The following is a 12,081-nucleotide window of genomic DNA, read 5'->3' on the forward strand; positions in this document are numbered from 1 at the left end:
ACCGAGCAAGGAAAAAGGAAGGCATGCTAGCATACGCACCCCGTGAATCATGCCTTACAGGCGTTTTACGGGGTAGCTGCCGCACAGCCTGCTTCTGACTTCACTACCGGGACAAATAGGTACGCAGATGAGCAAGACCTCTCTCGAAAAGAGCAAGATCAAGTTCCTTCTCCTCGAAGGCGTCCACCAGAACGCCGTCGACACCCTGAAGGCCGCCGGCTACAGCAACATCGAGTACCTCAAGGGCGCGCTCTCGGGTGACGAGCTGAAGGAAAAGATCGCCGATGCCCACTTCATCGGCATCCGCTCCCGTACCCAACTGACCGAAGAAGTATTCGACTGCGCGAAGAAACTGATCGCCGTGGGCTGCTTCTGCATCGGCACCAACCAGGTCGACCTCGACGCCGCCCGTGCCCGTGGCATCGCGGTGTTCAACGCCCCCTATTCCAATACCCGCTCGGTCGCCGAGCTGGTCCTGGCCGAGGCCATCCTGCTGCTGCGCGGCATTCCGGAGAAAAACGCCTCCTGCCACCGTGGCGGCTGGATCAAGTCCGCAGCCAACTCCTTCGAGATCCGCGGCAAGAAGCTCGGCATCGTCGGCTACGGCTCCATCGGCACCCAGTTGTCCGTCCTCGCCGAGGCCCTGGGCATGCAGGTCTACTTCTACGACGTGGTCACCAAGCTGCCCCTGGGCAACGCCCAGCAGGTGGGCAACCTGCACGAGCTGCTGGGCATGAGCGACATCGTCTCCCTGCACGTTCCGGAACTGCCGTCCACCCAGTGGATGATCGGCGAGAAGGAAATCCGTGCCATCAAGAAGGGCGGCATCCTGATCAACGCCGCACGCGGCACCGTGGTCGAGCTGGACCACCTGGCCGAAGCCATCAAGGACGAGCACCTGATCGGCGCCGCCATCGACGTGTTCCCGGTGGAGCCCAGGTCCAACGACGAGGAATTCGCCAGCCCCCTGCGTGGCCTGGACCGCGTGATCCTCACCCCGCACATCGGCGGCTCCACCGCCGAGGCCCAGGCCAACATCGGCCTGGAAGTGGCCGAGAAGCTGGTGAAGTACAGCGACAACGGCACCTCGGTGTCTTCCGTGAACTTCCCCGAAGTGGCGCTGCCGTCGCACCCGGGCAAACACCGCCTGCTGCACATTCACCAGAACATTCCGGGTGTGATGAGCGAGATCAACAAGGTGTTCGCCGACAACGGCATCAACATCTCCGGCCAGTACCTGCAGACCAACGACAAGGTCGGCTACGTAGTGATCGACGTCGACGCCGAGTACTCGGACCTGGCGCTGGAGAAGCTGCAGCACGTCAACGGCACCATCCGCAGCCGCGTCCTCTTCTAACCCAGGGCTGCTGCGCGTCGGCGATACGGCGTTGGGAACGGCCTCGAAGTGCTCATTTACAGTCGTAAACTCCGCGCTTCTCGACCATTCCCGCCTTGTCTCGCTCTAGCTCGCGAGCTCTGACGACGGAGCTGGACAGTAAAAAGGGAGGCCTCGGCCTCCCTTTTTCATGCGTGGGATTTCAGGTTCATCTGAACGATTCGATCTGAGGTTCGTGCCTTGCGCGTCGGCGATACGGCGTTGGGAACGGCCTCGAAGTGCTCATTTACAGTCGTGAACTCCGCGCTTCTCGACCACTCCCGCCTTGTCTCGCCCTAGCCAGCGAGCCCTGACGACGGAGCTGGACAGTAAAAAGGGAGGCCTCGGCCTCCCTTTTTCATGTGTGCGTTTTCACGCTCACTTCACGGTGACCGTGATCTTCTCGGAGATCACCGGCGGGTCAAGCGGCACATGGTTCTTGTCGCCCACCAGTAACTGCAGGGTGTGCTTGCCCGGCGGCAGGGTCACCTCGGTTTCGGTCTGGCCCTTGCCGAAGTGCTTGAGGTTGTCGGTCATCGGCAGCGGCATGTTCATCGCCGGCTCCTGATCCAGGTCGATGAGCAGGTGGTGGTGGCCGGTCGCCGGTGCATCCACGCCTGCCGGTGCGACGCCCATGCCCTTTAGACCGAACTTGACGGTAAACGTCTTGTCCACAGTGGCGCCGTTGGCGGGCTCGATGAAGTAGACCTTGGCACCCTCAGGTGCCGGCGTGCGCGGCATATCCGCAAGGGCAGCCACGGAAAAGACCGAGAACAGGGCCGCCAGGCCGAGGGGGGCGTACGCAAGCTTCATGACGAATCTCCTTGTTTCGTGAGCAACACAGACCTCCCGCCGCTGCGTAGGTTCACCCGGCGCAACTACGCGCCGGGCCTTCGCTGGAAAGCGGGAAGGCACCCATCAGACCATAACCGAGGCTTTCCCATGCGCCTGTTGTACTGCCTGTTGTTTCTGCTACCCCTGGCCTCGCCGTCAGCCCGGGCGGACCTCATCGACGACGTGTGGGAGCGAGGCAGCCTGCGGATAGCCTTGGTAGAGAACGACGTGCCCTTCGCCCTGCGCAATGGCGAGCAACTGCAAGGCTACGGGATCGACCTGGGCAACGCCCTGGCCGATGAGTTGAACGTGAAGGCGGATTTCATCCCGGTCAGCGCCGACGCACTGATGGAGACCCTGCGCAGCGGAAAAGTGGACATTGCCCTCGGCAGCGCCCTGGACGCAGCCGGAGACGACCCGCAACTGGAGCTCAGCGAACCCTACACAGCCTCGCCTGCACCCTCGGCCTCCACCAATACGCCCGCCCAGAGCCTGGCCCCCAGCCACGCAGAGCCGGCAACACCGGCGACAGGCATCCCCTTCCGCCGTGACAACCCGGCCTTTCGCAGCGCGCTGAACAACGCCCTCGGCAAACTGCGCGGCAACGGCCACCTGGAGCATCTGTCGCAGAAGTGGCACGACGACGGCAAGGCCCCCATACCGACCGCCCCGCAATCGGAGCCGGCGTCGACGACCGACTCTGCCCCCGAACCGGCCGCCTCAGAGTAAGTCGCCCGCCTCCAGGGCTGTGAGGCAGGCCTGTGCGGCCTCCAACTGCGTCTCGTTGAACACCCGCACTCCAGCCTGACGCAACAAAGCTGCCGTCACCCCTTCCCCGGGGATACGGGTGCCGGTGAAGGTGCCGTCGTAGGCCTCTTCATTGCCGCAGGACGGACTCCGCGCCTTGAGCACGGCCACCGCGATGCCGTGGCGCCGCACCAGGTCCAGGGCCAGGCGCGCGCCGGCGACGAAAGCCGTGGTGACGTCCTCACCTCCGTCGGTCATCACCCGCGCCTGCCCCTCCAGCACCTGGAGACCCTGCCCACCGGGAATCTCGGCCGGCGGACGCGGCGTCGGCAGCCCGCCCTCCACCTCGGGGCAAACCGGCACCACACGCCCCTCGTCCTGCCAGCGTTGCAGCAGCTCATAGGGGCCATGGGCGCCGCCGTCGTAACGCACCCGCTGCCCGAGCAGGCAGCGACTGATCAGAATCTTCTGCATGGTGATCTCCTCGGCGCGCAGGGTACTCCCGGGCCACACCCGGTAACAGCCCGAGGCCACACACCCCGTCGCGCCCACCTTTGGCTGGCCCATCCTTCGGCGGGAAACGCCTTCCGGCCCTGGCATCCGCCGTAGACCCCGCCCACACTGCGACCGCCCCTTCGCGAAGGACAGTCGCCATGCCCATAACAAGAAAAGCCCTGCCCCCGCTCCTCGCCTGCATCGCCCTGCTGGCTGCCGGCTCCAGTTACGCGGACCTTCAGCTCCTCGACAACGGCCAGCTCGGCCAGGTGACCGGCCAATCCGGCCTGAGCATCCGCCTGGACGTGATGTCCCGCATCGACCGGCTGACCTGGAACGATGACGGCGGCAACGCCTCCCTGCGCAACATCCGCATCGACAACGGCTGCCTAAGCGCCACTGACTGCCCCAATGGCGCCGGCGGCAGCTTCGCCCTCGGCCCGGCGCAACTGGGTCTGACCCTGCCGGTGTTCAATGTCGACCAGCCGACCCTGATGGTGGATGTGGTCAAGAACGCCAGCGGGATTGAGCAGATGATCCTGACCCTGCCGGACCTGACCACCATCAACGACCAACTGATCCAGTCCGGGTTGCCGGCCCAGCGCATCCGCATGCGGGTGGCCGCCGACATGTACGTCGGCGAGAGCAGCCTGGGCAGCATCGAGGTGCGCGATATCGTCGACCTGCGCGGCACCCTCAAGGTCTGGGGACACTGAGCCCCCGGCAATCAGAGCGGCGTATCGCCCCGGCGACGGAACCAGCCGGTGAGGGACAGCCGTTCGCGGTTGGCCGGCAGCACCTCGTGGGGTAGGTCGCCGGAAAGGAACACCACCAGGGTGCCGGCCTCCGGCTCCACGTCGCGGATCGAACCATCGGCGAAGTAGAGCCGCAACTGGCCACCCTGCTCGGGCTGCCAGTCCGGGTTGAGGTAGAGCACCGCAGAGACCGTGCGGCGGTCATCATCGCGGAAGCGGTCCACGTGCTTCCGGTAGAAGGCGCCAGGTGGGTAGAGCGCAAAGTGCGCCTCGAAGTCCTCCAGCCCCAGGAACAGCTCGCGGTTGAGCACCCGCCGCAGCTCGTCCATCAGCGCCAGGTAACGGTCGGAAACCCCACCCTGCCCAGGCTCCAGCCAGTCGATGCTGTCGCCACGGATGCCCTCGCGGACCTGCAGCGCATCACCTCGGCCGATACCGGCCTGGCTCAGTACCCCTGCAGCAGCGCGCGCCCGGCACTCCGCGGCAAGAGCGGCGACGAATGCGTTGTCCAGCGCGCCGGCGAGCAGGCACCAGCCTTGGCGGGCAAGGCCATCAGCAAGCGCATCCGGGGTGAATTCGAGGGAGGGGACAGGGGTCATCGCGGCATTCTAGATGGGCTCTAGAACGCCGCCTACAGGGCGAATGGAAAAATCTTCCGCAGGCGACGAAAGCCGCTGGCAAACCACCTCGACAGACTCGGCAAGGGCGCGCCAGGCCTGGCGTTCACCGGCAGGAACGAATTTCCTCGCCAGGGCCCGGCATGCCTCGACAAGCGCCCCACGCCTCCGGAAAATAGCCCGCGCCGCGCCACACCCCATGATTCGTCGGCACCCCGGCCGAACCGAGTCCGTCCCTTCGAGTCCTAGAACAACAACGGCTCCCGTTTTCCCCAGGAGATTCCATGCGCCTGCTTCTCGCTGTCACCTTCCTGCTCCTCGGTCTGCCGGCGTTGGCCGACGACCACGCCAGCCTCTACCAGGCGGCGGGCTGGCCGGAGCAGCGGGCGCATTTCACCGATGCCCTGGCGGCCGCGCAGCAGCGCTACCAGAAGAGCCTGCCGCCCGCCGTCTACCAAGCGCTGGTAGACAACAGCAACCGCCGCTTCCAGGGCCAGGCCATGGACCAGCGTGCCCTGGCCGCACTGCGTGCCAACCTGGACGACCCACGCCCGGCCCTGGCGTTCTTCCAGTCGCCGCTGGGGCGCAAGATCACCGCCGCCGAGGTCCTGGCCACCCGCCGTGACCAGCTCGCCAAGAACGCCAATGGCCTGCCGCGCATCGAAGCCAGTGCCACCCGCCAACTGCAAGTGCGCCACCTGGCCCAGGCCCTGCCGGCGCGGGAGGCGGGCGCGGAAGTCAGCCTCGCCCTGGCCGGTGTCGCTGCCGACAGCCTGAGCCAGATGCTCCCCGGCCTGCTGGGCGGCGGCCAGGCCCAGGGCATGCTCGACGGCCAGCGCCAGCGCCTGATGGAGCAGATCGGCAACGACCTGGACAACACCCTGCTGTACGTCTATCGCGGGCTGTCGGACCCGGAAATGGAAGAATTCGTCACCTTCGCCGAATCCCGCGAAGGCCGTGCCTATTACCAGGCCGCCCTGGCCGCCGTGCGCGCCAGCCTGGCGGTGGGGCAGGACGCCTCCAGCCTCGCCCCCTGAGGCGAGGCCCGCCCATTTACCCCAGGCGCTGCCTGAGGAATTCGAAGTAGCGCTCGCGGTAGGCCGCCGACTCGTTCACCAGGTGGTGCCCGGCACCGGGCAGCATCAGCACCTCGGGCGCATCGAATTTGGCCTGCAGCACCTGCAGGTTGTGCCGCCAGTCCACCGTCATGTCGCCATCGCCCTGGATCACCAGCGGCCGGTGCGGGCTGCGCGGGGCGGCCTCGATTCGCGGCACCCAGCGCGACAGGGCACCGACCCAGGCGGTAGGCAGGCTGCGCGGCTGCAGCGGGTCGCGATTGTGGACGAAGTCGATGAACTCCGCGTCGCTGGAGTTGACACTGAAGCGCCGGGGGATGGACTCCACGAACGGCCGCAGCATCAGGTAGCTGAAACGCGACCAGCCCCAGGCACGCGGGCGCACCAGCGGAGCGAACAAAAGGGTGCGCCCCAGCCCGGACGGGGGCGAGCCGGTGAGCAGGAAGTCCAGCAGAATGGCCCCGCCCGTGCTCTGCCCGGCCAGGTGCCAGGGCTGCGGCAACCCCAGCCGTTCGGCCTCACCCAGCAGCGCCACCAGCACCGCCTGGTACTCGGCGAAATCGCCGATGCTGGCCCGCTCGCCACTGGACAGGCCGTGCCCGGGCAGGTCGCAGGCGATCACTGCAAAGCCCATCTCCAGCGCCCAATCCACCAAGTGGCGATACAACCCCATGTGGTCGTAATAACCGTGCAGCATCACCAGGGTGGCGCGGGGCTGCTCCGGCCACCAGGCCTGTGTGGCGATGCGGTAGCCGCCCACGTCCAGGCTACCCAGGCGGACGCGGGGCGCCGGCTTGCGCGACGTCAGGTCCAGCCCGTAGTAGCGACGGTAGGTAGCAGCCAGCTCCAGGTCAGGGGCGTCGGCGGCCAGCGGGCGCAACAGCGGGCGCAGTTGTTCGGGTTGCGGAGCGTCGGACATCGGGGGTTCCAGGCGGCAGGGCAGTCGGGCTCGCCGCTTCTCGGGGCGGCAGTGGCTGCCGATATTCTGCTGCACGGCCGGCCATGGCAAGCTATGCGCCCCGCTCAAGGTCGGCCCTCATGCGTTCATTCCCCTTCAAGTCCCTGTTCCTCGGCCTGCTGGCTCTGGTCATCGTCATTGCCCTGGGCCTGGCCTACCGCTGGTACGAGGGGCGCTACATCCGCCCCTTCGACGAGCGCACAGCGCTGTTCTCCGGCGATGCGTTGCGCCTGCCGGCATCCCTCGCCGGGCCAGGCCCCATCCGCCTGGTGCACTTCTTCGACCCGGCCTGCCCGTGCAACGTCGGCAACCAGCAGCACCTGGGGGAACTGATCGAGCGTTTCGCGGACCAGGGCGTAACCTTCCATGCCGTGCAGAAGCCCGGCAGCCAGGGGCACCTGCCGCAGAATCTGCAACGCATGCAACTGCTGGCCAATCTGCCAGGTGCCGAGGCCATTCCCGCCACGCCGGCCGTGGGCATCTGGGACCGCGAGGGCAGGCTCGCCTACTTCGGCCCCTACAGCGAAGGGGCGGTATGCAACTCAGCCAATAGCTTCATCGAGCCCATCATCGAAGCGCTGATCGCCGGCCGCACCGTGGAAGCGACCCACACCCTGGCGGTGGGCTGCTATTGCGAGTGGGTACCGGCCGGCGGCTGATCCAGCCCGAGCGGGCGGAAGCGCTGGAAAATCGCCTCCGTTTCACCGCTTACGTTCATCGCACGCAGTTCCCCGTTCAGCTCCTTCACCAGCGCACCACCCCGGGGCGAGTTGCGTGCCACCAGCAGGTAGAAAGCCTTGCGTGACGGCAGTACCCGGTAGCGCAAGGTGCTGTCGGCCCGGTAGGCGCCCAGCTCGATGCCGCCATAGAGCGGCTCGATCTCGCTGGGGAAGAGATCGCAGCGCTGGCGCGCCAGCAGGTCCAGTGCCTGCTGCACGCTGGCTACCCGCTGGGGCTCTTCGGTGATGTCGTAGGGGTCGTAGTTGTAGCCGATCACTCCACACAGCCGCAGGTTGGCCAGGGCGCCGGGCGCCTTGATGTCGGGCGGCGTAGGAAAGCGGGTAACGGAATAGAACAACCCGAGGCGGGTGTGGTAGAGCGGCTCGCTGTAATGGGCGAAGGCGGCACGCTCGGGGGTGTAGCTGGCGTCCCAGGTCACCTCGCAGTTCTGCCGGGTGGCATAGTCCGCCAGCTCCTGCTGCACGCGCGCCCAGGGCAGGTAGCTCACGTCGTAGTCGTATCCGAGGTGTTTCAGCGCGGTAAGCACCAGGGTCGCAGCCGAGCCGGTGAGCCTCGATTGATCGGGCTTGCCGTCCTGGCGTTCCCAGTAGGTGAAAGGTGGCCACTCGTTGCCACCACCGAGGCAGATCTTCACCGGTTCCGAAGCCCAGGCATCAGCCCCCCCGGCCAACAGCCCCAGCATTGCCACACATCTGAGCATTGCACCGCCCTCTTCCAGGTCTGGCCGACGCCCCTGTCACTACGGTCGCCTTCCCTGCCGCCACCGCGATGGCCCTTGAGGACGCGGTGTCAGTCCGAGCATAGACCAGCCGATGCCACCGGCAGATGCCGTGCCCCCGGCGTGTGCCCCTCCCAACGCTGGAAAGCCCGGTAGAACGGCGACAGCTCGGCGAAGCCGCAGGCACGGGCCACCTCGCGCACGCCGTGGCCGGCGTCGAGCAGCTCCCGGGCTCGCATGCGCCGGACCTCGTCATGCAGGGCGCGAAAGCCCGTACCCTGATCGGCCAGGCTGCGCTGCAGCGCACTGCGGGTCATGCCGAGGGCCTGGGCGCAGGCGGCCAGGGTGCAGTCGCCGTGCTCCAGACGCAGAGCCAGCCAGTAGCGCACCCGCTCCTGCAACTGGTTCTCCACCAGCTCCGCCAGTTGCCGCTCGGCCTCCCGCTCCAGCACCTCGAACACCCTCGGGCTGGCACTGCCCAGAGGCCGGGCCAGCAGCGACCGGGGCAACAGCAACGCATCATGGGGCTGGGCGAACAACGGCTCCACCCCGAACAGCCGACGGTGCTCAGCCAGGCGTCGCGGTGCGGGGTGGCGGAAGCACACGCCCAGCAGCGGCAGCGGCCCCCCCAGCACCGCGCCGAGCATGCGGCTCAGCAGCAGGGCGACACACTCCACCTGCTGGCGCAGGTGCCCCACCCCGGCGTAGTGCAGGTCGATCACCAGCCGGGCCACCTCGCCGTGCTCCTCCAGGCGTGCAGCGAAGCCGCCGGAGGCGACGTGCTGGTAGCGCACGAAGGCCTCCAGGCCCTGGCGCAGATCGCGGGCGGCCTGCAGCAGGTAGCCCATCACGTCCATCGGCCGGGGGCGCATGACCTCACCCAGGTGCAGGCCGATGTCGTCGTCACCGGTCATGCCTGCCATGGCCAGCCAGAAACGCGGGGCGCTGTCGTGGTCCTCGCGGCCGTCCAGCCAGGGCACGGACGGCGCCAGGCCGAACACCCGGCGGTAGGTGTCGGTGGGGTCCAGGCCAAGTTCGGCCAATGCCTCGTAGAGCAGGCGGCGCAGGGTCGAAGAATGGGTCAGGGCAGGGCGGGGAAACGGCGAGAAATCCATGGCACCTCCAGAGTGACCGAATGCTCTGCGCTTCGCAGCATCTGGTCAATGCCAGCGCAGCGACGGCTGCGCAGAATGGCGCCCACTACAACAAGGAGAACCCGCCCATGAAACGTACCCTGACCGTCCTTGCCGTGGTGGTGGCCGCCGCCGCTGCCGGCGCCACCTGGTACACCCAGAGCAAGAAGCCGGTGCGCGATGGCGAACTGGCCCTGAGCAACCTCCAGGCCCCGGTGAGCGTCCGCTACGACGAACGCGGCGTGCCGCACATCCGCGCCGAGAACGAGGCCGACATGTACCGCGTGCTGGGCTTCGTCCACGCCCAGGACCGCCTGTTCCAGATGGAGATGCTGCGCCGCCTGGCCAAGGGCGAGCTGGCCGAGGTGCTGGGCCCGCGCCTGGTGGAGACCGACCGCCTGTTCCGCACCCTCGAACTGCGCCACCACGCCCAGGAATACGTGCGGCGGATGGACCGCAACAGCCCGTCGGCCAAGGCGCTGGAGGCCTACCTGGACGGCATCAACCAGTACCAGGCCAGCCGTCCGGCCCCGGTCGAGTTCGACCTGCTGGGCATCCAGAAGCAGCCGTTCACCGTCGAGGACACCTTCGCCGTGGCCGGCTACATGGCCTACAGCTTTGCCGCAGCCTTCCGCACCGAGCCGGTGCTGACCTACATCCGCGACGAGCTGGGGGCGGACTACCTGCGCGCCTTCGACCTGGACTGGCGCCCCGAAGGGGTGGTGGGCCAGAAGCTGGCCGCTGCCGACTGGAAGGCCCTCAACAGCCTCGCCAGGGTCAGCCACCAGGCGCTGGTGGAAGCCGGCCTGCCGCAGTTCGAGGGCAGCAACGCCTGGGCGGTTTCCGGCAGCCGCACCGCCAGTGGCAAGCCGCTGCTGGCCGGCGACCCACACATCCGCTTCGCCGTGCCGGCAGTGTGGTACGAGGCGCAGATGAGCTACCCGGGCTTCGACCTCTACGGCCACCTGCAGGCGCTCAACCCCACCGCGTCGCTGGGGCACACCGCCCGCTTCGCCTGGAGCCTGACCATGTTCCAGAACGATGACCTGGACCTGGTGGCGGAGAAGGTCAACCCGGACAACCCCAACCAGGTCTGGTACCAGGGCCAGTGGGTAGACATGACCCAGCGCGAGGAAGTGCTGAAGGTGAAGGGCGCCGATCCCATTACCCTCACCCTGCGCCGCTCGCCCCACGGCCCCATCGTCAACGACGCTCTGGGCGCCACCGCCGGCAAGACCCCGATCGCCATGTGGTGGGCCTTCCTGGAGACCGAGAACCCGGTGCTGGACGCCTTCTACCAGCTCAACCGGGCCGACACCCTGGACAAGGCCCGGGCGGCGGCGGAGAAGATCCACGCACCCGGGCTCAACGTGGTCTGGGCCAATGCCGACGGTGACATCGGCTGGTGGGCCGCCGCGCGCCTGCCGAACCGGCCGGCCGGGGTGAACCCGTATTTCATCCTCGACGGCAGTAAGGGCGAGGCGGACAAGCCGGGCTTTCTGCCCTTCAGCGCCAACCCCCATGAGGAGAACCCGGCGCGCGGCTACATCGTCTCGGCCAACTACCAGCCGCAATCGCCCACCGGCGTGGCCATCCCCGGCTACTACAACCTGCCGGACCGCGGCCAGCGCCTGGACAGCCGCCTGGCCGACGCCAGCGTGAAGTGGAACCTGAACAACAGCCAGGCCCTGCAACTGGACACCGCCACCGGCTACGGCCCGCGCCTGCTGGCGCCGCTGCTGGACGACCTGCGTGCCGCCGCCGGCAACGACGAGGAGCGTGCATTGGTGGAGCAACTGGCCGCCTGGAAGGGCGATCACCCGCTGGAATCCACCGCCGCCACGCTGTTCGAGCAGTTGATCTACGAACTGGCCAAGGGCGCCTTCCACGACGAACTGGGCGATGCCTTCTTCGACAACCTGCTGTCGACCCGCGTGCTGGACGTGGCCCTGCCACGCCTGGCCGCCGACGCCCAGTCCCCCTGGTGGGACGTGCGCGGCACCAAGGCCCGCGAAAGCCGGGCTGATGGGGTCAAGGCCGCCTGGCAAGCCAGCCTGGCGCACCTGGAGAAGACCTTCGGCGCGGACCGCTCGACGTGGACCTGGGGCCGGGCCCACACCCTCACCCACGGCCACCCGCTGGGTCAGCAGAAGCCGCTGGACCGCCTGTTCAACGTCGGCCCCTTTGCGGCACCGGGCGCCCACGAGATGCCCAACAACCTGGCCAACCGGGTCGGCCCGGCGCCGTGGGAGGTGGTCTACGGGCCGTCCACCCGCCGCCTGATCGACCTCGCCGACCCGGCCCATGGGCTCGGCATCAACCCGGTTGGGCAGAGCGGCGTGCCGTTCGACCGTCACTACGCGGACCAGGCCGAGCGCTACATCGAGGGCCATTACGTGCCGATGCACATGAGCGACGAGGACGTGCAGGCCAACACCCGCGACACGCTGAAGCTGGTGCCCCGCGCCCAGTGATCCGAACACGCCCTCGGCCCAAGCGGCCGGTGGCGTTGTCGTTCTTGCGGCGTGCTTCTGGCACATCAGGCCCGATTGGTTCCTGCTGCGCAGAAGGTCCGGTCCGCCCGTATAGCTCCACGCCAGAACAACGCCCACGAAAAAGGCCACCCGATGGT

12 protein-coding genes are annotated in these 12,081 nt (G+C 67.6%); 6 read left to right on the top strand and 6 right to left on the bottom strand.

The features are described from left to right. Nucleotides 1-127 precede the first annotated feature (127 nt). Complete coding sequence (gene serA, locus A9G05_RS02350; protein WP_069559453.1) at nucleotides 128-1,357, top strand: phosphoglycerate dehydrogenase; 1,230 nt, start codon at nucleotides 128-130, stop codon at nucleotides 1,355-1,357. Nucleotides 1,358-1,753: 396 nt separating this feature from the next. Here the strand turns inward: serA and A9G05_RS02355 are convergent, their stop codons facing one another. Beyond that, a complete protein-coding gene (locus A9G05_RS02355; protein WP_069559454.1) occupies nucleotides 1,754-2,188 on the bottom strand; it encodes a DUF4399 domain-containing protein in 435 nt (144 codons plus the stop codon). Between the two features lie 129 nt (nucleotides 2,189-2,317). On the opposite strand from A9G05_RS02355, the gene A9G05_RS02360 reads away from it, so the two are divergent. Next, nucleotides 2,318-2,938: a transporter substrate-binding domain-containing protein gene (locus A9G05_RS02360; RefSeq protein ID WP_069559455.1), complete on the top strand. Its 621-nt coding sequence runs from the start codon at nucleotides 2,318-2,320 to the stop codon at nucleotides 2,936-2,938. On the opposite strand, the gene A9G05_RS02365 is transcribed toward A9G05_RS02360, so the two are convergent. Continuing rightward, nucleotides 2,930-3,430 carry a DUF523 domain-containing protein gene (locus tag A9G05_RS02365; RefSeq protein WP_069559456.1) on the bottom strand — a complete coding sequence of 167 codons (501 nt, stop codon included), beginning with the start codon at nucleotides 3,428-3,430 and terminating at the stop codon, nucleotides 2,930-2,932. The genes A9G05_RS02360 and A9G05_RS02365 overlap by 9 nt on opposite strands. A gap of 179 nt (nucleotides 3,431-3,609) precedes the next feature. On the opposite strand from A9G05_RS02365, the gene A9G05_RS02370 reads away from it, so the two are divergent. Beyond that, a complete protein-coding gene (locus A9G05_RS02370; protein ID WP_069559457.1) occupies nucleotides 3,610-4,167 on the top strand; it encodes a DUF6160 family protein in 558 nt (185 codons plus the stop codon). Between the two features lie 11 nt (nucleotides 4,168-4,178). Here A9G05_RS02370 and A9G05_RS02375 read toward each other — a convergent pair whose 3' ends face one another. Beyond that, a complete protein-coding gene (locus A9G05_RS02375; RefSeq protein ID WP_069559458.1) occupies nucleotides 4,179-4,805 on the bottom strand; it encodes a 2OG-Fe(II) oxygenase in 627 nt (208 codons plus the stop codon). 302 nt (nucleotides 4,806-5,107) lie between these two features. Here A9G05_RS02375 and A9G05_RS02380 point away from each other — a divergent pair, with 302 nt between their 5' ends. Continuing rightward, nucleotides 5,108-5,860 (top strand): DUF2059 domain-containing protein, encoded by a 753-nt coding sequence (locus A9G05_RS02380; protein WP_069559459.1) that lies wholly within the window; start codon nucleotides 5,108-5,110, stop codon nucleotides 5,858-5,860. A 16-nt stretch (nucleotides 5,861-5,876) separates the two neighbouring features. Here A9G05_RS02380 and A9G05_RS02385 read toward each other — a convergent pair whose 3' ends face one another. After that, entirely contained in the window at nucleotides 5,877-6,818 is a 942-nt protein-coding gene (locus A9G05_RS02385) for an alpha/beta hydrolase (RefSeq protein ID WP_069559460.1), read from the bottom strand. A 119-nt stretch (nucleotides 6,819-6,937) separates the two neighbouring features. On the opposite strand from A9G05_RS02385, the gene A9G05_RS02390 reads away from it, so the two are divergent. After that, nucleotides 6,938-7,516, top strand: a complete 579-nt coding sequence (locus A9G05_RS02390) for a DUF6436 domain-containing protein (RefSeq protein WP_069559461.1) — start codon at nucleotides 6,938-6,940, stop codon at nucleotides 7,514-7,516. On the opposite strand, the gene A9G05_RS02395 is transcribed toward A9G05_RS02390, so the two are convergent. Together A9G05_RS02395 and A9G05_RS02400 are read right to left on the bottom strand one after the other, a co-directional pair. After that, on the bottom strand, nucleotides 7,486-8,280 hold the full coding sequence (locus A9G05_RS02395) for an ABC transporter substrate-binding protein (RefSeq protein WP_205895002.1): 795 nt from the start codon (nucleotides 8,278-8,280) through the stop codon (nucleotides 7,486-7,488). The genes A9G05_RS02390 and A9G05_RS02395 overlap by 31 nt on opposite strands. A 107-nt stretch (nucleotides 8,281-8,387) precedes the next feature. Continuing rightward, entirely contained in the window at nucleotides 8,388-9,431 is a 1,044-nt protein-coding gene (locus A9G05_RS02400) for an AraC family transcriptional regulator (RefSeq protein ID WP_069559463.1), read from the bottom strand. Between the two features lie 107 nt (nucleotides 9,432-9,538). Between A9G05_RS02400 and A9G05_RS02405 the strand changes: the two genes are divergently transcribed. Beyond that, complete coding sequence (locus A9G05_RS02405; protein WP_069559605.1) at nucleotides 9,539-11,923, top strand: penicillin acylase family protein; 2,385 nt, start codon at nucleotides 9,539-9,541, stop codon at nucleotides 11,921-11,923. The last annotated feature ends 158 nt before the right edge of the window (nucleotides 11,924-12,081 follow it).

It is taken from the genome of Pseudomonas sp. ENNP23, from assembly GCF_001728945.1.
GTDB classification, from domain to species: domain Bacteria; phylum Pseudomonadota; class Gammaproteobacteria; order Pseudomonadales; family Pseudomonadaceae; genus Metapseudomonas; species Metapseudomonas otitidis.